This is a genomic window from Flammeovirga yaeyamensis (genome assembly GCF_018736045.1).
Lineage (GTDB): Bacteria > Bacteroidota > Bacteroidia > Cytophagales > Flammeovirgaceae > Flammeovirga > Flammeovirga yaeyamensis.
Window position 1 is genome coordinate 4,178,827 of sequence record NZ_CP076132.1, and the last position, 20,382, is coordinate 4,199,208.

The following is a 20,382-nucleotide window of genomic DNA, read 5'->3' on the forward strand; positions in this document are numbered from 1 at the left end:
CTATTTCATAAAAAGTGATAAACAAACTTTATTTTGTATGATTTAATAAAATGAGATAAAAAAAAGAGTGAGAAGTCAAAAAACTTCATCACTCTCTACTCTTAACTATCTAATCGTTACTTACTCTTTATGATTGATAATTACCCCACATTCGCCAATGTAGACTTGGGCAACTCTCCAAAGTTCTCTTTGATAATGTGCCAAAACTCATCAATTAAAGTGGCATCTGTTAAGGCTTCGTTCATAGGTTTTTGATCGGTAATTTTACCCAACATCTTTTTATCAGGAGCACCTAGAACATCTCCATTCTTTCCGTACCTTCCTTCAATGGCATCCACATATTTTTGTGCTGCTGCTTTTGGACTTTGAGCAATTCCAAACAATGCCATCATTCCAAAACCGATTTTCTCCAAGAAGAAACGTTCGATAGCCGGTTTGGCCGCTAACCCATTTGTACCATACGTCAAGCCAGGAGTAAACCAAATCACCTCCAATTCATCTTTATATAACTCTGCTAATTTTTGAGTAAGGAGAGCACTAGAATATTTAGAAACTCCCATAGCATTCATGTCTTTGTATTTCACATCCGATTGTCCATATACATAATCAGATAGTTGTTTGGGCGATGAAAACGATGGCTTTTCGATCATACCAGGAATACCTCTTGCTCCTTCTCCACCGGCAAAGATCACTTTGGCATTTGGTTTCAATAATCCTCTTCTCTTTAAATGATACAAAGTGATATAACCTCCAATAGTATTCTGGAAAATCGTCTTTTCAAACTTTCTTCCTTGATGTTCTATAAATTGGAAATCTTTGGTAAACACCACTCCTCCCGATTGTAAGAAGACCACATCGAATGGTTTGTCGGAGGGTAAATTATTCACCGCCTCTTCAATAGCTTTAGGATTGTTCATATCAAAACCGCCATAGGTTTCTAAAGCATCAAATTTTATATTTCCTAGTTCGTTTGAGATTTCAATTTTTGCGATGTCTGCTTTCTCAACAGTTCTACAAGCCATTGCTATTCTCTTGTAGCCTAGTTTAGTAAGGATCTTAGTGGTTTCCTTACCCATTCCTCCATTTGCACCTGTGATGAATACCGATTGTGATTGTAATGTTTTCATAGTAGTATAAGAGTTTTGTTTTTGTTTTACTTAATGAACATTACAAAGGTGGCGGTTAGTGGTGTTGTTTAATTGGTGAAAAAGATCAAAGAGTTGTAAAAAAAGTCCAAACGGTGAATTTGGACTTTATATTTTATTTTTTGATAATGATTTTAGTTCAATCAAGCTTCTCGATAATCATCAATAACTCACTTAACATCATAGCTGTAGCACCCCAAACGGTATGACCATCCACCTCAAAAGAAGGGGTTTTATAAATCTGACCTTTTGGTGTTTTGAACTTATATTCTGTATGATTTCCAGGATCTTGAAGCTGGTCTATCGTAGCCTCGACTACTTGATCTACCTCATACTCATCAATAGTATAATCAAATTCTTCGTGATAAGTGGCCACTACAGGAACTACGTGCATATTCGATGGTGGAATATATAAATCAGATAATCTCCCGATCACTTGAGATCGATCGACTTTTATTCCTACCTCTTCCTCACATTCTCTTAAGGCAGTATATATAATATCTTCGTCAGTATCATCCATTTTTCCACCGGGAAAAGCCATCTGACCGCTGTGCACTCCATCATAAGACGGACGTTTAATTAACGGAAACATCCATGTATCACCCGATTCTTTCAATAAAATTAGAACAGCTGCCTTTCTAGCAGTGGTAGGTATTTTTATTGGCGTTACATCCTGACGATGCTGAGACGACATTAAATCGTGTGCAAATCTTCCTGGTAGTTCAGATTCTAGTAAGTCCTTTAGTTTATTTTCCCAATCATGAATGATTCCTTGAGTATATTTCATATATGATGTAATTGTAATGGATATAGTAAAAAGTGATATCGCACATTAAATGCCCATTCACACAAAGCACATATTTAATTTACGATAAATTGAGAAAAAAGTAAATGCAATATCAAATATGTTTGCATATCTACTTCAATACATTAATTGATATTGTACCATAAATGTTTGCAATAAAACAAAATTGTTGGTAAGTTCATCAAAGAAAAATAGACATTACTAACACCTTTATTAAGCATGTCGAAAGCAGCAAAACAACTTGATATACTTTTAGATTATTGGCAAGAAAAACTAAAAGCCAAAAGAACAAAAAATCAATTATCCTTTGATAATCATATCGGAAAAGGGGTTTTGAACAGCTTTCTTTTTAGTGATGAACATTTTGCTTTACAGTTCGATTACCTTTTGCATGCTCCTCTAGAAGGCGACGATCTAAAGGACGATGATGGATTTGTCAACTTCTTATTTGGCTTACCTCACTCCCATCAAGAAAAATTTGTTGCTTTAAATACCGATAAAAATATCGAATTAGAAGGGGTGATTTTAACCAACGATTCCAAAAAGAATATCGCCTGGTTTCAGCCTGCTAAAGTACCTATTAAAGCCGTTATTGTAAAAATAGCTGATGATGAATTCGAAAGAATGATCAGTTTATCACCTCCTTTGAAAGAGAAACTAGATGAGCTAGGAAACTTTCTAATTTATGATCGACTAAACAATATGATGCTTGGTACCTTGGTTAGAGCATTTGATATTGACAAAAAGGACTTCTTCCGTCAGGAACTCATCAAAAACTGCTTAGATTACCTGATCACACTTTCTTTACAACGTTTCTCACTTCATGCGGAAGAGAAAGAGGACATGAACCTCAATATGAAAAACCTGTTTACTGCACGTCAATTAATTATTGATCAGAACGGAGCCAATATCGATATCAATAAATTGGCGATGGAATGTGGTATGAGTGTGAGTCGTTTGCGTTTATTATTCAAGACTTTCTTCAAGCAACCTATCTATAAATTTCAGCAGCAAGTACGTTTGGAAGAAGCCAAACGATTACTCAAAGAAAATAAAAAATCAATGTCTATGATTGCCATGGATCTTGGGTTCTCCAATGCCAGTCATTTTTCTATGGTCTTTAAAAAATCGTATGGAATCAGCCCAAAGGACTTTAAAAACAGTCAGGACGACAACAATTAGAATCTAACAAACAGCGATTAAAATTTATCAATTTGCATCAAATAATGGCCGTTTGATTAGATATAACAAAACTTTTAATCACTATGAAACTCAGATTTATAAAAAACTCTTCAATAGCACTAGCCTTAATAATGGTCGGTTTTTCCTGTCAAACTCAAGAAGATAATCGCTCAAAAACAGTAGAGAAATATCATCAAACAACGAATATACCTGAAGGAATTCTTACTCCGGATAAAGTAAGTACATCCATTGGAGATTTGGAATTTATTGATGGGGCACCTCTGCCAGAAACAGCAGAGAAAGTATACGAAAACTTAGATCGTATGCGTGGTGTAGATGTTTTCTTAAAATGTATGCCTGCCGTTTCAGTCAGACAATTGATGGTTGGCCCAGAGGAAATTGGGGTCGACGATTACAATAAAGTCTTATTATTTGATAAACTGATGGATTCAAAACCTTTGTATTTAACTGCGAATACTTCTACGCTGTACAGTATTCCTAGTTTGAATATGAAGAATACAGGTCCTATGGTGATCGAAGTACCAAAAGGTATGTTAGGCGCATTTAACGATGCTTGGTTTAGATACATGGAAGACATTGGTCCTTTTGGTCCAGACAAAGCACAAGGTGGTAAATATTTGGTGATTCCTCCTGATTACGAAGGAGAGATTCCTAGTGGATATTATGTAGTAAAATCAAAAACGTATAGAGTTTGGATTTTCATGAGAGCATTTATTGAAAATGGTATTGATGCTGCTGTAGCCAATATCAAAAATAATTTGAAAATCTATCCTTTATCAGAAAAGAATAATCCTAAACCAATGGAATTTATTAGTGGTACGGGGAAAGAATTCAATACCATCCATACCAACGATTTCCATTTCTATGAGCACTTAAACGAAGTGATTCAAGAAGAACCTTACGAAATGTTAGATGTCGAAACTCGTGGTCTAATTGCTTCTATTGGTATTGAAAAAGGAAAAGAGTTTGCTCCAGATGCTCGTATGAAAAGAATACTTACGGATGCCGTAGCAATTGGTAATGCCACTGCTAGATCTATTGTTTGGTACCCAAGAAGTGAAGGTAGCGTAAGCAATATGAAAGGAATTAAAGTCTTCCCAACTAAAAAAGATAGTCATTGGATAATGGCTTGGGTAGATCGTAATGTGTTCTTTAATGGTAAAGATGGACATACCATGAACTCGGATGCTCGAGTGATGTTCCATTATCCTTACACAGCGGTTACTCCAGCAATGGCAGTTCCTAGATTAGGTATTGGGTCGGATTATGCTATGGCTTATGTTGACGATAAAAAAGTCCCATTCGATGGCAGTAAAAACTATAAGCTACATATACCTCCTAACCCTCCTGCGAAAAACTTTTGGGCAGTAACAGTTTATGATCCTCAAACAAGATCGATGTTACAAACAGATCAAGCGTATCCAACGGTAGGTTCGCAAACGGAAGGTTTGAGAAAAAATGAAGATGGTTCTTACGATATCTACTTCGGACCAAAGGCTCCAGAAGGATATGAGAGCAATTGGTTACAAACCATCCCGGGTAAGAGTATGTTTGTGATTCTAAGATTATATGGTCCGTTACAAGAGTGGCACGATAGAAAGTGGGTACCAAGTAATGTTACTGAAATCAAAAACTAATAAAAACAAAAGGCTGTCCCCGAAAGAGGACAGCCTTTGTTGTTTCTATCTAATTTTTATTATTTCAACTCAATGATGTAAGCTGTCTTTGCAGGAATCGTCATCTTACCATCAAAAGAGATTGTTTTACCAGTAAGAATATCTTTACCGGAAGTTTTTCCTTTTAATGCTTCTTCGAAACGAGCAGTATCGAAAGTTTGCTCATCTAAATTGTTATTGATCACTACGAAAACAGATGAGTTATCCGTATATCTTTGGTAAGCATATACCTCGTTAAAAGGTACCCAATGCTTTAATTTACCAGTGATTGCTTCAGAATTTTTTCTCCATTGAAGAATTGTTCTGATATAATCAAAGTATTCGTTTTCATCATCAGTTCTTCCTTCTTTAGTGAAAGCATCGCGTTCATCGCCTGCCCATCCACCAGGGAAGTCTTCTCTTAAATCACCATGATCACCACCTTTGGCCATCAAAATCTCAGTACCATAGAAAATTTGAGGAATACCTCTTGTTGTTAATAAGAAAGTAGTCGCCAATTTCATGTTTGGAAGATCTTTTTTGAATGAACCAAATGCTCTGTCCACATCGTGGTTATCCATAAAGATTTTATTCTGACCTGCATCGTCATATAAGAAGTCTTCTGTAAGTGTTTTGTACACTTCAGTAATACTCCAGTGATCTCTCCAAGTTTTGTTTAATGCGTCCCATACAGGGAAATCAGAAATTGATTTTAAAGTGGTATTAAAACCGTCTCTGTTCTTACCGCCAGTTTTCCAATACGATTCCCAAGTAGCACCTGGCAACCAAGTTTCGCCTACAATGTAAAAATCAGGATACTCATTTAATACATAAGATACCCACTCTGACATCATTTCTTTTTTGTTGTAAGGATAAGTATCCATTCTGATACCATCGATACCAGCATACTCAATCCACCATAAAGAAGCTTGCATTAAATATTTTGCTAAGTAAGGATTATCCTGGTTTAAGTCAGGCATATGACCATCAAACCAACCTTCTTGCATAATTTTTCTGTCATACTCAGAAGCATTAGGATCTGAGATTGTTTCTCCTTTGTAGTTTGTTTTAGTAAACTCTTTCCATTGGTGAATCCAATCTTGAGATGGAAGATCTTTCATCCATAAGTGACCATTACCAATGTGGTTGAATACCAAGTCCATCACCACTTTCATATCTCTTTTATGTGCTTCTGATACCATGTTTTTATACTCAGCATTATCACCATGACGTGCATCTGCTTGATAAAAATCTGTGATAGCATAACCGTGGTAAGACCAACCCGGCTGATTGTTTTCTAGGAATGGAGTTAACCAAACTGTAGTGGCACCCAAATCGTTGATGTAATCTAATTTAGAAGTAACACCTGCGATATCACCACCGTGACGTCCACCTCTATCAGAACGATCTGCTTTTTGCACTAATTTGTCGCTTGAGTCGTTATCAGGGTTACCGTTTACAAAACGGTCAGGCATAATTAAATACATCACATCTGACTGATCAAGACCTTGCGCCTTCGTTTCTTTGTTTCTTTCTTTAAGCTCGTAGTTAATTACCGTTTTCTTTTTTCCTCTAGTAAAAGTGATAGGGTAAGTACCCGCTTTTGCTTTAGAAATATCAAGATCGATAAATACGTAGTTAGCATTATCCAATGATTTTACCTCATTGATTTTAATGTCTTTTGCATCAATAGTCACTTCCGTAGAAGCTAAATCCACACCATGAACCATCAACATCACTGATGGAGTTTTCATGCCTGCCCACCAAAAAGCTGGTTCGACTTGATTGATTACTGGTGCCTTACTTTTGTTGTTTGCTGAGTTAGTTGTTGTAGCATCCGAGGCAAGAACCGAGAACGATGCTAAAAGAACCGTCATAAGAGTAATGACGTAGTTTCTAAAAGATTTCATATTTTATTAGTATTATACTTTTTTCATTACAAACAAACATACTGTTATTAATCTTTATTTGAAAATCATTTAAAATTTCAACCGTTTGCAGTTGTATTTTTTTTCTTTTTTTCTGACTTTTTTCGATAAATAGTACTCGTTGAGTATCTTGGTATTTTAAACATCGATGATAATATGAACCGCCACTTTTTAATTAAACTACTCTGCATTCTGACTTTAGGAAGTACTGTAAACCTAATTGCACAAGATATCCCTGTGAATACTTGGCGATCCCACCTTAACTATACCCAAACCAACTCTATAACTTTAACTGATAATGAAGCGATATGCGGTTCTCAAAATGCTTTATTTTCATTAGATAGAACTGATGGGATAATCACTACCATCACTAAAGAAGATGGATTAAGTGATGCCAATATCTTAAGTATTGGTTACTCAGACATTAGTGATCAGGTTATTGTACTATACGCCAATGGTAATATTGATTTTATTAGCGATTCTGATATCGTTAATATGAGAACTGTTTTAAACAGTGACTACCCCAATAAATCATTTTTTGGTTTTAGAATGGATAAACAGTTTATGTATATCTGTGCAAGCTTTGGTGTAGTGAAGGTCAATACTACAAATTATATCATCGAAGAGACCTATGATTTTATTGGTCAAGGTGGTTCAGAAATGAATGTGTACGATATTACCTTCTCTAATGATTCCCTATATATTGCCTGTGCCGAAGGGATAAAAAGTGTGGGTGATGATGCAAACACCAACAAACAAGATTACAATAACTGGAAAAATGTAGTGACTTCAACGGCTAATGAAATCAATACTGTTTTATTCTCTGATGATAAAGTGTATTACACTGTGGCATCACCAAAAGAGATTAATGCATATCGTCCTAACGGGATATCATCAATTGGTAATTATACAGATGAAGAAAGCTTTTTACTTGATTTTTGGGGTGATAATATCAGTTTACCTGCCACCAATAAAATCTATTTGATTGATACCAATGATCAATTATCCGAATATCAAAACGAAAAAGTCCCTACTCCTAAACAAGTAATTGATGATACCGATGGAAATGCTTGGATTGCCGATGCTACCAATGGAATGGTGAAGGTGAGTAGTAGTATTGAAACTTTCGCTCCTTCAGGACCATTATTTTCTACTGCACATGACATGATCAATGCTGAGAATTTCATTTTTATGACGCCATCTGATGAATCAGGCATTAATGTAGGTTCGTTTGCTGTTTTCAATAATGGAATATGGGAAAATTATAGTTCGCTTGTAAGATCTGATGTAACTACAATTCCTAATTTACCAAGGTTTAAAGGAATGGCATTTATGCCTCAAGAGCAGAAAGTGTATTTTGGTACTGAAGGAGAAGGTTTATTCGCATTCCATATTTATGAGAAAACATTTGAAATCATCAAAGATCCTTTCTTAGTGAATGGTAGAACAGAAGCTACAATAGAAAGTTTAAGTTTCGATCAATTCGGAAACCTTTGGACGACTACCGATAGTTACCTTCACTTTAGAAACCCTGCAGCCGAATGGCAACATTTCTTAGACAGAAAAATAACGGGAGCAGCTACAGAAACTCAAAATTCCTTTCAAGGAGATGCTTGGCTTTTGGTGAGCGGTGATAGACTTTTGGTATTTAAAGATGGTAACTCTAGATATTTATCTACAGATCAAACCAACGGTGGCTTGCCAAGTAATACGGTCTTAAGCCTACAAATTGATAATGCAGGGAGCATGTGGATGGGTACAGACGACGGCACTGCAGAATATTTTGGAACAGCACCTACAGAAGCTGGAGAATTTAGTGTCTCTTTACCAAGGTACGATGGTTTCCCTCTTTTAAAGGGTGAAAGAGTACAATCAATTGCTGTCGATGGAGGAAATCGAAAGTGGTTAGGTACGGTTAGAGGACTTTGGTTATTTAGTAGCGACGGTGGCCGTTTGTTCCAACAATTTACGACTGAGAACTCTTCTTTACTCTCTAATGATATTAAGGATATTGCTATTCAACCGACAAGTGGAGAGGTCTTTATCAACACTTCAGATGGAATTGTTTCCTATCGTAGTGATGCTACACAAGGCAGCACAAAATTTGAGAACGTTAAAATCTTCCCAAGCCCTGTTCGACCGGAATATCAAGGAGTACTTACTATCTCTGGTTTAGCCGTTAATGCTGATGTTCGAATTACCGACACTGCAGGACAAATTGTATGGAATGGAGCGTCTTATGGAGGTAGCACCTCTTGGAATCTTCGATTAAATAACGGTTCTAAACCCTCAACGGGAGTCTATTTTGTGTTTAGCACAGATCAAGAAGGAGCGGAGAAATATGTTGGTAAATTTGCGATTGTGAGATAATTTAAAAATCGCAATCATAAATGTCTAAAGGAGAAGTCTGCATCTCTTCAATTTCAAAAGCAGGAAACTGATCAAAACCATTGGTTATTCTAGAACAATCTTCCCAAATTCTTCCTCTAGCTACTTGAGGTATCACTTTATCCGTTTCTTTGGATAAAGTCCATTTAGAATTCAAATAAGAATTCGATGAAATGATGTAGGCTTCAAAGAAACCTCCACTATGATATTTTACTAAAGTATCACCTGTAGTGGTTTGTAATACTGTATCAAAGTTTTTACCTGGAGCTACAGGTGTATCATTGCATGAGAATAGTAATGATAATGGCAATAACAATAAGGCTATTTTTTTCATGGTCTAAATTAGTTTCTGCAAAAGAATACTTTTTTTTAATCTTTAGCTAAAAAATATAGTTTAACATTAAACATATTAACAAAATAAATACACTGTTACCAATTATGAAAATCATTTATTTCTGCTGATCATATTGTTTTAACTTTTCTTTCTAGGTGTTACATTTGAAAAAACCATTATATCAAATCATGAAGAAAGTTAGAATGTGTTATCCTTATTTAAAGGAAACCAGTTTTAAATGCGACTACGAAGTAGAAACCGATTCATTGGCAAGTCATATTGGCTATGCTTATTCTAAAGCGACTGCCTACAAAGAAATGCAGGAAGAATTAACTTGGCTTTGTGAAATGGCCTATCACGTGAATGGTTCAATTCGTGGTAAAGTGGCCGTAACTGAAGAGGATATCTCAAAAGCTATTGATATTCACGATAAATATCAGCTACTTGTTAAGGAAGAAACAAAAATGTTTAGTCTACCTATTGGCTGTGAATTAGCTGGAATTTTAAATTTATGTCGATCAAAAAGTAAAAATTCCACTCGCTGGGCTTATAAAATAGCAAAGTTCGAGGATGTTAAAGTCGATAAATTAGTCACCGATTTATTAAACACTATGGCCGACATTTTCTTTGTGATGTCTGTTTGGGCAAACAAAATGGAAAACATAGAAACCATTGAGTTTGTTTCTAAAAGCTATGATGTTCGTTTCTTTGATTAACACATCTATCTCATAAATTACACTTTAGTTTAATTATTGGAGAGTCATAGAAAAATAATACATATTGATATGGATGCTTTTTTTGCTTCCATTGAACAAAGAGATTTCCCACATTTACGAGGTAAGCCTGTAGCTGTTGGTGGTAGCCGCGAAAGAGGTGTTGTTGCTGCTGCAAGTTATGAAGCTCGTAAATTTGGGGTTCGATCGGCTATGCCCTCAGCTTTGGCTTATAGAAAATGCCCTCAGATTATTTTTACAAAGTCGAGATTTAATGTTTATAGAGATGTCTCTTACCAAATTCGTAAAATCTTCTTTGAATATACTGATCTTGTAGAACCTTTATCACTTGATGAGGCGTATTTGGATGTCACAGAAAATAAAAAAGGAATTCGATCAGCAATACAAATTGCGAAAGAGATTCGTGAAAAAATTAATAATACATTAAACCTAACGGCTAGTGCGGGTGTCTCTTATAATAAATTTTTAGCAAAAACAGCATCAGACCTTGATAAACCCGATGGACTTTCAGTCATCTTGCCCGAACAAGCTGAGGAATTTTTAGAACAACTTTCTATAGAGAAATTCTATGGTATTGGATCTGTTACGGCAGAAAAAATGAAAAAGCTAGGTATCTACAAAGGCAAAGATCTTAAAGAATGGCCATTATCCCATTTGAATGATAATTTCGGAAAAACGGGAAAATTCTATTATTACATCGTAAGAGGAATAGACAACAGGAAAGTAAAACCTCACCGAGAAAGAAAATCTATTGGTGCAGAACGTACTTTTTCTAAAGACATTGCCAACGTAGAGAAGATGAAAGAACACCTCATTAGAATAGGTGATATCCTTTGGGAAAGAATAATCAAAGGAAATAAACGAGGAAAAACGCTAACTGTAAAAATTAAACTTCACAATTTTGAGAGTCATACAAAAAGTAAAACTTTTGAACAGCTTGTTACGCAAAAGAATAAATTAGTATCAGAAGCTTTACTTCTTTTAGATGAATTAGAACCGCAAACTTTTAATGTCAGACTTTTGGGTATAAGTATAAGTAATCTTCAAGATTTCGATAGTAATGATGATAATGATTCGAGTGATGATTTTCAACAACTAGAATTATTTTAGAACTACACTAGAAAGTAACTTACAATTAAGAATGCCAAAAAGTATCCGAATAAAACCCCTACTAAAAGGCCTAATCCAAATGAACTGTTTGCGTTGATAAATTTTTTAATTTGATGAACCATGAGCGATGAAAAATATCGTGAAAATGAATTTATATTTACAATTGTTTACATAAAAGTAAGTATAATATTTATGATTCAAAAATTTACATTCATTAATATTGAATAAAAATTCATTTTCACCCAAAAAGTACAATATTTAAACTGATTATCAGATAAATACAAAACATTTAAAACAAAATTCCTTTAATTTATTTTAATCGGAAAAATATTACAAGTGTACTATATCGGACAAAAAAAGGAGATAAATTCATCTTATATTCTATATTTTTTATTCAACTTAATTATTGTTTTACTACTTTTTGTTGTAATTTCTATATCAAGATATCCTTTTACCAAAAGTGACCAATTATGAAAATAAAACTATTACTTCTTACTCTTCTGTTTTCATCAATTTCTATGATACAAGCGCAAAATCTTGCAGGTCCATGGAAAGGGACACTTAATTTACCTAATGGCAAGCTAGATATCATCTTTAAGATTTCTACTAAGAATAATGAATTAAAAGGTATTATGGATATTCCTGCACAAGGTGTAAAAGGTCTTCCGATACATGAAATCAAATATCATCATCCCATCATTCAAATCAATTTACCTAATCTAGGAATAGAATATGTAGGTAGTGTTATGGACGATGATAATATTGAGGGACATTTTAAACAAGGTGGGCAAAAGTTTAGTATGAATCTAGTCAAAAACCTTTCAGAAGAAACTCCTTTGGCTAAACCTCAAGAACCTAAACCTCCTTTTAAGTATGTGGTCAAGGATATAGAATTTTACAATCAAGAAGACGGTATAATGCTTTCGGGTACTTTTACTCGTCCTACAGATCTCAAAAGATACCCTACTGTTATCTTAATTGCTGGAAGTGGCCCTTCTGATAGAGATCAAACTATTTTAGGACATAAACCCTTTTTATTATTAGCGGATGTGCTCACAAAGAAAGGCTTTGCTATTTTAAGATTTGATGAAAGAGGAGTGGGACGATCCCAAGGCGATTTTTCTAAAGCCACTACTTATCACTTCAAAAAAGATGTAGAAGCAGCCATCTCATTTCTTAAAAAACGAACTGATGTTGATCCAAGTAAAATTGGTTTAATTGGACATAGTGAGGGCGGCATAATCGCTCAAATGATTGCATCAGAAAATAGCGACATTGCTTATACTGTGCTTATGGCCTCTCCTACTATATTAGGTAGAGACCTTTTGTTACATCAAAAAAGACAAATTGAAATTCTGAGTGGTGTTCCTGATAAAGCCGTAGCAGCCAATCAAGTGATTTTTGAGAATGCCTACAATATCATTATCAATAACGAACAACCTTTGGATACTCGATTGAGAGAATACTTTAAGCATCAATACCAAAATAATATCAGTAATCAGCAACTAAACTCTATTGTAGAAGGCATGACCAATAAGTGGTTTATAGAATTTGTAAAGATAGATCCTAAAAAATACCTTAAGAATATAAAAACACCTCTATATGCCCTAAACGGTAGTAACGATGTGCAAGTCCTCGCTGATGAAAACCTACAAGTGGTGAATGATGTATTGACTAATAATGAGAATCCCAATTTTAAAACTGAAAAGTTAGAAAGGCTGAATCACCTGTTCCAAGAAAGTACTTCTGGATTACCTGCTGAATATGGTCTTTTAGATCAGACGTTGTCGCCTGTGTTTTTAGAGAAAGTCAGTAGTTGGTTGGTTGAGGTGGTTAAGGTGAGGGAATGAAATCAGTATTAAAATATTTTATAGTTGTGTCAGATCTAGAAATGTATATATCATTTTCATAATCACTTTTATCTTCATCTAAAAAACTTTTTATTTCAGTTTGCTTGTAGAATTTTCCAAATAATTGGGTGAATACAAATATTTCTCCACCGGGATATGTTTCTTCTTTTGAGAGTAGAAAGAATTTTTCGCCCTTATGTATTCCCAAGTAACGATGAACTCCATTATAATCGATTTCAAAATAAATAAATGTTTGATGTGCATCGATTTCTTTGGACATAACCTTTGTACAATATTCTTTATTATTTAAAGAATTAGTTTTTTCGTATTTCGATTTATCTACCTCCTCAAAACTTGACAAATCTAAGTTCCTTACTGAAAAAAGAGAATTAAGTGGAGCTAATGAGAACAGAATAATTGGTAAAAATAGTATTAAGAGTTTGTTCAATTTGCTTTTCATAATCTTAGTAATTTTATGAGAATTAATCAATCAACTAAAACTACAAATTTTCATATGATAAGTTAAAAACTTATCAAAAAAAATAAGTTCTGAGTGAGGCTGACACTTAACACACTGAACAGCATAAAATGATTTTAAACAAAAACCGATAGGGCTGCTTTTTTATCCTCATGCAGCTGGGCAATTAACGCCTCTACTCCATCGAACTTCATTTCTGATCGGATTCTATGGATAAGAGATACTTTTACTTCTTGATCGTAAATATCACCTTCGAAATCGAAGATATTTACTTCTATCGTTTTTAGTATCCCATCAGTTACTGTTGGTCGGTTACCGATGTTCATCATTCCTTTTCTTTCTTTCCCTTCTACATCAACGGTTACAGCGTAAACGCCAATTTTAGGGAGCAATTTAAAGGAATCTAATAATTCAATGTTTGCTGTTGGAAAACCGATTTTACGTCCAATACGGTTTCCACTCACTACTTTACCTTTGAAGGAATAATGATAACCTAGATATTTTTCGGCTGTTTCTACGTTCCCATCATCAAGAATTGCTTTTCTAATGGCTGTAGAACTAACAGCGGCATCTTCGATTTCCTGCTTTGTTATTTCTTCTACCTCAAAACCAAAATCTTTTTGATGCTGCTTGAGATAATCGAAACCTCCTTCGCGGTTTCTTCCAAAGCGATGATCATAGCCAATCACTAATTTTGTGGTATTGATTTTATTGATCAAGATTTCCTGCACAAACTCTAAAGAGGTCATCTGAGAAAACTTCTTATCAAACTTCAATACAATAAGATGATCGATCCCTTCTTCTTTTAAGCGATCGATCTTCTCTTCTAAATTAGTGATTAGCTTTAATTCTTTTTTTGCCACTTCGGGTTGAAGTGTAAACCTCGGATGAGGCCAGAAAGTAATCAATACGGTTTCAGAACCATCCTCTTCAGCTGTTTTTCTTAGATGCGACAAAATCTGTTGATGCCCAAAATGCACACCATCAAATGTCCCACTAGTCACTGTAGCTTTTTCGAGAGGCTTAAAATTTTCTATCCCGTAATGTACTTTCATTCTTTATTTCTTCGATTATTTATTCTCCTCTTCCTCTTTCGATGCTCTCCAAGCACGGATCACTTCAATCCATTCCTCAACGGACTTTGCATCTTTTACAGAGTATTCGCCAATTTTGGTTCTTCTTAGGGCACTCATGTAAGCACCTACACCTAATTCTTTACCAAAATCGCGAACAAAACTACGGACATACGTCCCTTTTGAACAAACCATTCTAAATTGAATTTTAGGAAAATCGATCTTTGTGATTTCTAATTCCTTTATTTCAATTTCTCGAGGGTCGATTTTTACTTCTTTCCCCTTTCTAGCATGTTTATATACCCTAACACCATCTATTTTTATAGCTGAGTGCATAGGAGGAACTTGCATGATTTTACCCGTAAATTGAGGTAAAAGTGCATGAATATTTTCTTCGGTGATATGAGAAATATCCGTTTCGCTATCCACTTCTGTTTCCATATCGTGAGACGGTCTCGTTTGTCCAATGACCATTTCCCCTTCATACTCTTTGATTTTCCCCTGAATTTGGTCAATCGTTTTTGTACTCTTACCTGTACATAAAATTAAAAGACCTGTTGCCAAAGGATCCAAAGTACCAGCATGCCCCACTTTCTTCACCTTCATTTCCCACCTTAACTTCTTGACCACGCCAAAAGAAGTCCATTCCAAGGGTTTATCTACCAATACTGTTTCACCAGCAGCAAAATCAAAATCTTTCATTCTATCAGATTAATTCGAAAAGAATAATGAGTAAACTATCGCAATTGTACCCACAGAAGCACACCAAATAGAGAACCATTGCAGTTTGGCTTTCTTCACCAAAGCAATCATCCACTGACATGCTAACATACCAGTTACAAATGCTGCAATAAATCCTAAAGTTAATGGTAAAGCACCAATGCCGTCGGCAAAAGTACCATCCATAATTGCTTCTTTAGAATCTAACATATCTTTAGCAATCTTACCAAAGATTAAAGGCACTACCATTAAGAACGAAAATCTAGCAGATTTTGCTCGGTCGATACCCAATAATACAGAGGTAGAAATTGTAGCTCCTGAACGAGAAATACCTGGAAGAATAGCAATTGCTTGGGCAACACCAATAATTACTGCTTCCATATATCCAACAGGTTTAGTGGTATTCTTGGCTTTATCTGCCAACAATAACAATACTGCAGTCACTAAAAGCATACAACCTACTAGCAATACTGCTCCACCAAAAAATTGTTCTATTTGCTTATTTAATAATACCCCAACCAAAGCTGCAGGTACCATAGAGATTATAATCTTTAGAGAGAACTGTGTTTCCTCATTCCACTTAAATTGGAAAAGTCCTTTTAGGATTTCCAAAATATCTTTTCTAAAAATAACCACGGTAGAAAGTGCCGTTGCGAAGTGCAACATTACCGTCATCATCATACTTCCTTCCGGATCCAGATCCTGATTATTAAAAATTGCTTTAGCTAACTCCAAATGTCCACTGCTACTTACAGGCAGGAACTCCGTCAGTCCTTGGATAATACCTAAGACAATCGCCTCAAAAATGCTCATTAATTCTAATTGATATTTATAATTGGTTTGTTTTTACTCTTCTGGAGCGCTAGGAGTTTTTAAAAGAATAGCATAGAAATTAATACCAAATCCTGCTACTACGATAATTGGACCTACAGTAAGACCTAATGAACCGAATCCCATTGCAGCAGTCTCCATAGACATAATTGCAAAACCGATGACGATAGTGAAAATACCAATCAACATCCAAACGAAGTTCTTCTTACCGAAAGCCAAATGTTCTTTATTATTACTCATTTCCTTATTATATTTTTTACTTGATGTACTCAAATTCAGATTTTACAACTTACAAAGTTATAAGGTTCTATAGTATATGAAAAAAAACGCGAATATATTACGTTAAAGTCTCTGAAAAAGGAGCAGGTTCTATTAGTACTACTTTTTCTTTATCAACTACTACCAACCCTGCCGGATCTCCTTTTCTCTTTCTCACAAACTTTTTAGGAGTATAAATTACCGGACACAATGTATCTGTTTTTCTCTGAGAATAATAAGCGGCAATCGATGCTGCTTTCTCAATCACATCTACAGGAAAATTCGGTTGCTTCGACTTCCATTTCACCACTACATGCGACCCTGCCACATCTCGAGCATGTAACCACAGATCTCTTTTATGGGCAAAACGTTGTGTGAGCAAGTCATTATTTACAGCATTTTTACCTACCCAAATTTCAAACCCTTTGTACTCAAATTTTCTAAACGGGAATACAGGTTCATTTTTCTGAAGTTTCTGTAGTCCGTTGGTCTTAATATATTTTCTGATCTCTCTTACCATTTCAAATTGATCCAACGCCTCTCGGTGTTTTTTCAATTCTTCCATTTCAGTTTCTTTTTGCTGAATATTGGCTTCAAGATTCTTTACTTCTAACTTTTGATTTTTGGCTTTACGATAATACGTCTCCGCATTTTTCTGTGGAGTATGTAGTTCGTTCAACTTTATTTTGATATCCTCCTCATTATAGAAATCAAACAACGTCACTTTTTTTGATCGAGGTGGAATTGCATGAAGGTTGGCCATGATGATATTGGCGATTTCTTCAAAACGTGCATTCTCTGTCAACTCTTCATAGCGGGCATAATGCTTTTTCAAGTAGCTTTTTGATTGCTTCAACCTTTTATCAATCTCTTTGATAAGTGGCCCTTTTTCTCTTTCAACAAAATACCTTTTCGAGAATCGGTAATAAAACTCGTTGGCTGCATCAATGGGATCATCAGATTCTAAGAGGGTATTCGCTCCTTCTAATTGAAACAATAAAAACTGAACTTGTTCGTCTAATTCCTCCACATAATAATTAGGCGATTCAAGTTGCTTCACCAAATTAGAAAGTCTAGTCCATTGTTCATCGGGAGAGCATTTATCAAATCCTTGATTCTCAAGATAGGCATTTGCTTCCCTACCTAAAGTGGGGAAAGTAGCTTTTATTCCACCTTCATAAAATGCTCCTTTCGATTGATCAATTTCTCTATCCAACGAACTGATATCCATGTTTTGATCATCAATGTGTCTTTTCTGAAAGATAGCATACACCTCTTCTCCTTGGGTTAATAGAATATTGGAACGATTGCCGTACATTTTAAATAACAATCCCCAATCATCCGTCATTTGAATTAAAAAGGCTCTCTCATTTTTATATTGAATGATATCCAATACTTCCTGATCAATTGCTTCTTTAAATAAATCGATGCTATTGACTTTCTTTCTTTGATAATCAAGAGGAAAAGTCAGTAAATTAAAATTTGGTATTAAAGATGCTCGAATCCATTGCTCGCGTGCTCCTTTATAGAAGCCGATCATCAACTCGTCTTTACTTTGACTAAAACACGCCCCAAGGGTCATCCCTACTAATCTTTCTTTTAGTGCCTGACTAAGTTGTCTAAGGAAATAATAATTATTGAACATCTTTTTCTCCACTCTCTTACAGATTTTAGCATCAATTTGAGAGTATTTATTTTAATTTCAGATTCTTTTCAACTACAAAAAAACACATATATATGATATAAAAAAAGCCTCAAGAACGTGTCTTGAGGCTTATATATTATTTTTAACGATTAGAGTCGCTGAAAAATCATGTCATCATTTTTATAACCCGATTTGGTTTTATACCAATCTGAATAATTACCACCACTTGATTCTGCCCAAGTTTTAAAGTGATTATAAGCAGAAGTGATCTCTACGTTTTCATATGGATATTTAAATTCGTTGGCTACTACATTGATCGCCCAAGGATGGTTTGCACTTGTTTTATAATAGATATTTTGACCTGAATCTGTGTTATCATCACTTGTTTTAAAATAATCTTGATTAGCCAATGCCGTAGGTTCATAATTAGGTAAATGTACCTCTCGACCTCTTTCCTGATCTACAAAAATAAATGGATTCGGGTAATTGGTAAATGATGAATTTGCTAATTGTCCTGCATTAAAACTTAATGTAATGGTAAATTCATGAGGTGTAACATAAGTACTAGATGGTTTTACATTCACTAAAATTTCATCTGATGACATCAGAGAGTAGGCGTTTTCGAAAAAGATAACGCTAGCTTTTGTACTTCCTACTTCGGTTCCATTTGCAGCTGTAGTTACCACACCTTGATCCAATACCTGACCTGTAGTATTATTTACAAGTGAAGCATTGAAAGGAAATTCAATTCCAAAACCGTTACGATAATAACCACCAATGGCAAAAACTTTGGTATCCATTACAATCTCTCTAATGAAATAATTCGCATTCAATACCTTTTTGTATTTCACCCCAATAACTAAATCGTTGAAATCGTAATCACCTTTTGCTGGCCATAAATCTTCAAAACCATAGGTAGAAAAACTTGATTTATTATTGATATATAAATTAAATGCTCTTTCTGAATCGTTAGGGTAATCTTCTTCATGATCAAATAAACCGTCTCCATCCGTATCTACAGCTTCAGATAAATCATCATAATCATCTACGCTAATTGTAAAAGGATTAGCTGTTAGATAAAACATACAATCGTTGAAGTCGTTATCACCTCCCGGACGAGTTAAATCTTCAAAACCTAAAACAACGATGTTTCTATCCGTATCTTTTAAGGCTACCATATGTTGTTTATAGCCTTCAGGTGAGTCATTATTTAATAAATAGTTACTATACTTTACTTGATTTTTATATACTGGTTGTTCTATAGAAGTGTCCCAACCATTTGGAATTAGTACCCATCCTATTGAAGTATTTGCATCGAATCGTCCTAAAAATACTTTATCTCCAGTTTTTAATTTGCCACCAGCATACAAATAAGATACATTTGGAAAGACCACTTTGATACTATCAATATCATTTGTTGACTGTGGTGGATTACCTGTAGGATACGTGTAATAAGCCAAAGTATTTCTGTAACCTGCCCCTTCATGTACAAAAGTAATCCACACATCTGCGTCTTGAATTATTTTGGTATCATAATTAATATCTTTTAAATATGAAGGATTATACGTTGGAACTGGTCTTCTCTCTGGTAAGGAGGCATCAATATCATCCATAAGAGCTTGTGATACAGTATCGGGGTCTATCAAATAATCTGGCAAACCTTGATTGTCCCAATTACCGTAAATGCTATGTAACTGTCCTGTATATGCAGTTCTTGATGAAGATGAATTATCAATTTCATCAATATTATTATAAATAAAATTTTCGCTTAATGATAAATAGTTAACACCTTCACTAACATCAAATTCAAAAAATTGAGGTACACCTGCTTTTAATGCTTTGATATATAGTTTTTTCGTCCCTCTTTCTATGTTGATACTGGATGTAAAAGTTGAACTACCTTTTAAAACAACACTTCCCAACAATGAAGTTTCATCAAAATCTGTTGACGAATAAATTTCAATTGGTAGATTTGAAGAAACATATTCTTGCATGATATTGATATCAAAATCAACGGTTGTGGAATAGTTAAAGGAATTGTCTACCTGTAATGTTTCAAACCCTGACTTTTCGGCTGTAGGTTGTTCTTCATTGTTGTTTTTACATGAAGAAAAATAAATTAACAGTAGAATTGATGCAAATTGTAAAAAGTTTTTCATGGTATGGGATGTTTATCTAAAACTTTAACTCTCTCATTTTAGACTAAGTTCCCATGTTATTTTACT

At 34.7% G+C, this 20,382-nt stretch carries 17 protein-coding genes; 6 read left to right on the top strand and 11 right to left on the bottom strand.

All coding sequences use genetic code 11. The features are described 5' to 3' along the window. Positions 1–140: 140 nt before the first annotated feature. Both KMW28_RS16475 and KMW28_RS16480 read right to left on the bottom strand, forming a co-directional pair. Positions 141–1,127, bottom strand: coding sequence for an SDR family NAD(P)-dependent oxidoreductase (locus KMW28_RS16475; RefSeq protein ID WP_169662763.1), 987 nt, complete (start codon positions 1,125–1,127; stop codon positions 141–143). Positions 1,128–1,284: 157 nt separating this feature from the next. Continuing rightward, positions 1,285–1,932, bottom strand: coding sequence for an NUDIX hydrolase (locus KMW28_RS16480; protein ID WP_169662764.1), 648 nt, complete (start codon positions 1,930–1,932; stop codon positions 1,285–1,287). A 237-nt stretch (positions 1,933–2,169) separates the two neighbouring features. Here KMW28_RS16480 and KMW28_RS16485 point away from each other — a divergent pair, with 237 nt between their 5' ends. Together KMW28_RS16485 and KMW28_RS16490 are read left to right on the top strand one after the other, a co-directional pair. Next, the gene (locus KMW28_RS16485; protein ID WP_169662765.1) at positions 2,170–3,132 is read left to right on the top strand and encodes a helix-turn-helix domain-containing protein; all 963 of its coding nucleotides are present in this window, start codon (positions 2,170–2,172) and stop codon (positions 3,130–3,132) included. A gap of 83 nt (positions 3,133–3,215) precedes the next feature. After that, positions 3,216–4,790, top strand: coding sequence for a DUF1254 domain-containing protein (locus tag KMW28_RS16490; RefSeq protein ID WP_205958128.1), 1,575 nt, complete (start codon positions 3,216–3,218; stop codon positions 4,788–4,790). Positions 4,791–4,849: 59 nt separating this feature from the next. On the opposite strand, the gene KMW28_RS16495 is transcribed toward KMW28_RS16490, so the two are convergent. Beyond that, positions 4,850–6,718, bottom strand: coding sequence for a glycoside hydrolase family 13 protein (locus KMW28_RS16495; RefSeq protein ID WP_169662766.1), 1,869 nt, complete (start codon positions 6,716–6,718; stop codon positions 4,850–4,852). A gap of 174 nt (positions 6,719–6,892) precedes the next feature. Here KMW28_RS16495 and porZ point away from each other — a divergent pair, with 174 nt between their 5' ends. Continuing rightward, positions 6,893–9,106 carry a type IX secretion system anionic LPS delivery protein PorZ gene (gene porZ / locus KMW28_RS16500; protein WP_169662767.1) on the top strand — a complete coding sequence of 738 codons (2,214 nt, stop codon included), beginning with the start codon at positions 6,893–6,895 and terminating at the stop codon, positions 9,104–9,106. Position 9,107: 1 nt separating this feature from the next. On the opposite strand, the gene KMW28_RS16505 is transcribed toward porZ, so the two are convergent. Further along, positions 9,108–9,458 (bottom strand): hypothetical protein, encoded by a 351-nt coding sequence (locus tag KMW28_RS16505; protein WP_169662768.1) that lies wholly within the window; start codon positions 9,456–9,458, stop codon positions 9,108–9,110. A 188-nt stretch (positions 9,459–9,646) separates the two neighbouring features. On the opposite strand from KMW28_RS16505, the gene KMW28_RS16510 reads away from it, so the two are divergent. The 3 genes from KMW28_RS16510 to KMW28_RS16520 all read left to right on the top strand — a co-directional run bounded on the left by KMW28_RS16510 (position 9,647) and on the right by KMW28_RS16520 (position 13,152). After that, positions 9,647–10,174, top strand: a complete 528-nt coding sequence (locus KMW28_RS16510) for a hypothetical protein (RefSeq protein WP_066212761.1) — start codon at positions 9,647–9,649, stop codon at positions 10,172–10,174. A gap of 36 nt (positions 10,175–10,210) precedes the next feature. Beyond that, complete coding sequence (gene dinB / locus KMW28_RS16515) at positions 10,211–11,302, top strand: DNA polymerase IV (protein WP_205958129.1); 1,092 nt, start codon at positions 10,211–10,213, stop codon at positions 11,300–11,302. A 470-nt stretch (positions 11,303–11,772) separates the two neighbouring features. After that, the gene (locus KMW28_RS16520) at positions 11,773–13,152 is read left to right on the top strand and encodes an alpha/beta hydrolase family protein (protein WP_169662770.1); all 1,380 of its coding nucleotides are present in this window, start codon (positions 11,773–11,775) and stop codon (positions 13,150–13,152) included. Here the strand turns inward: KMW28_RS16520 and KMW28_RS16525 are convergent. From KMW28_RS16525 to KMW28_RS16555, 7 genes are all read right to left on the bottom strand, one after another. Then, positions 13,136–13,612: a hypothetical protein gene (locus tag KMW28_RS16525; protein WP_169662771.1), complete on the bottom strand. Its 477-nt coding sequence runs from the start codon at positions 13,610–13,612 to the stop codon at positions 13,136–13,138. The genes KMW28_RS16520 and KMW28_RS16525 overlap by 17 nt on opposite strands. 134 nt (positions 13,613–13,746) lie before the next feature. Beyond that, positions 13,747–14,685 carry a bifunctional riboflavin kinase/FAD synthetase gene (locus tag KMW28_RS16530; protein WP_169662772.1) on the bottom strand — a complete coding sequence of 313 codons (939 nt, stop codon included), beginning with the start codon at positions 14,683–14,685 and terminating at the stop codon, positions 13,747–13,749. Between the two features lie 15 nt (positions 14,686–14,700). Beyond that, positions 14,701–15,405: a tRNA pseudouridine(55) synthase TruB gene (gene truB, locus KMW28_RS16535; RefSeq protein WP_169662773.1), complete on the bottom strand. Its 705-nt coding sequence runs from the start codon at positions 15,403–15,405 to the stop codon at positions 14,701–14,703. A gap of 9 nt (positions 15,406–15,414) precedes the next feature. Continuing rightward, positions 15,415–16,236, bottom strand: coding sequence for an undecaprenyl-diphosphate phosphatase (locus KMW28_RS16540; protein WP_066212741.1), 822 nt, complete (start codon positions 16,234–16,236; stop codon positions 15,415–15,417). 33 nt (positions 16,237–16,269) lie between these two features. After that, complete coding sequence (locus KMW28_RS16545; RefSeq protein WP_066212737.1) at positions 16,270–16,494, bottom strand: DUF3098 domain-containing protein; 225 nt, start codon at positions 16,492–16,494, stop codon at positions 16,270–16,272. A gap of 97 nt (positions 16,495–16,591) precedes the next feature. Further along, positions 16,592–18,157: an NFACT RNA binding domain-containing protein gene (locus KMW28_RS16550; protein ID WP_183363922.1), complete on the bottom strand. Its 1,566-nt coding sequence runs from the start codon at positions 18,155–18,157 to the stop codon at positions 16,592–16,594. A 149-nt stretch (positions 18,158–18,306) separates the two neighbouring features. After that, entirely contained in the window at positions 18,307–20,316 is a 2,010-nt protein-coding gene (locus KMW28_RS16555; protein WP_169662775.1) for an LruC domain-containing protein, read from the bottom strand. Between the last annotated feature and the right edge of the window lie 66 nt (positions 20,317–20,382).

Coding starts and splice junctions, on each gene's coding strand:
- KMW28_RS16475 (WP_169662763.1), bottom strand. CDS start 1,127: ATGAAAACATTACAATCACAATCGGTATTCATCACAGGTGCAAATGGA.
- KMW28_RS16480 (WP_169662764.1), bottom strand. CDS start 1,932: ATGAAATATACTCAAGGAATCATTCATGATTGGGAAAATAAACTAAAG.
- KMW28_RS16485 (WP_169662765.1), top strand. CDS start 2,170: ATGTCGAAAGCAGCAAAACAACTTGATATACTTTTAGATTATTGGCAA.
- KMW28_RS16490 (WP_205958128.1), top strand. CDS start 3,216: ATGAAACTCAGATTTATAAAAAACTCTTCAATAGCACTAGCCTTAATA.
- KMW28_RS16495 (WP_169662766.1), bottom strand. CDS start 6,718: ATGAAATCTTTTAGAAACTACGTCATTACTCTTATGACGGTTCTTTTA.
- porZ (WP_169662767.1), top strand. CDS start 6,893: ATGAACCGCCACTTTTTAATTAAACTACTCTGCATTCTGACTTTAGGA.
- KMW28_RS16505 (WP_169662768.1), bottom strand. CDS start 9,458: ATGAAAAAAATAGCCTTATTGTTATTGCCATTATCATTACTATTCTCA.
- KMW28_RS16510 (WP_066212761.1), top strand. CDS start 9,647: ATGAAGAAAGTTAGAATGTGTTATCCTTATTTAAAGGAAACCAGTTTT.
- KMW28_RS16520 (WP_169662770.1), top strand. CDS start 11,773: ATGAAAATAAAACTATTACTTCTTACTCTTCTGTTTTCATCAATTTCT.
- KMW28_RS16525 (WP_169662771.1), bottom strand. CDS start 13,612: ATGAAAAGCAAATTGAACAAACTCTTAATACTATTTTTACCAATTATT.
- KMW28_RS16530 (WP_169662772.1), bottom strand. CDS start 14,685: ATGAAAGTACATTACGGGATAGAAAATTTTAAGCCTCTCGAAAAAGCT.
- truB (WP_169662773.1), bottom strand. CDS start 15,405: ATGAAAGATTTTGATTTTGCTGCTGGTGAAACAGTATTGGTAGATAAA.
- KMW28_RS16540 (WP_066212741.1), bottom strand. CDS start 16,236: ATGAGCATTTTTGAGGCGATTGTCTTAGGTATTATCCAAGGACTGACG.
- KMW28_RS16545 (WP_066212737.1), bottom strand. CDS start 16,494: ATGAGTAATAATAAAGAACATTTGGCTTTCGGTAAGAAGAACTTCGTT.
- KMW28_RS16550 (WP_183363922.1), bottom strand. CDS start 18,157: ATGTTCAATAATTATTATTTCCTTAGACAACTTAGTCAGGCACTAAAA.
- KMW28_RS16555 (WP_169662775.1), bottom strand. CDS start 20,316: ATGAAAAACTTTTTACAATTTGCATCAATTCTACTGTTAATTTATTTT.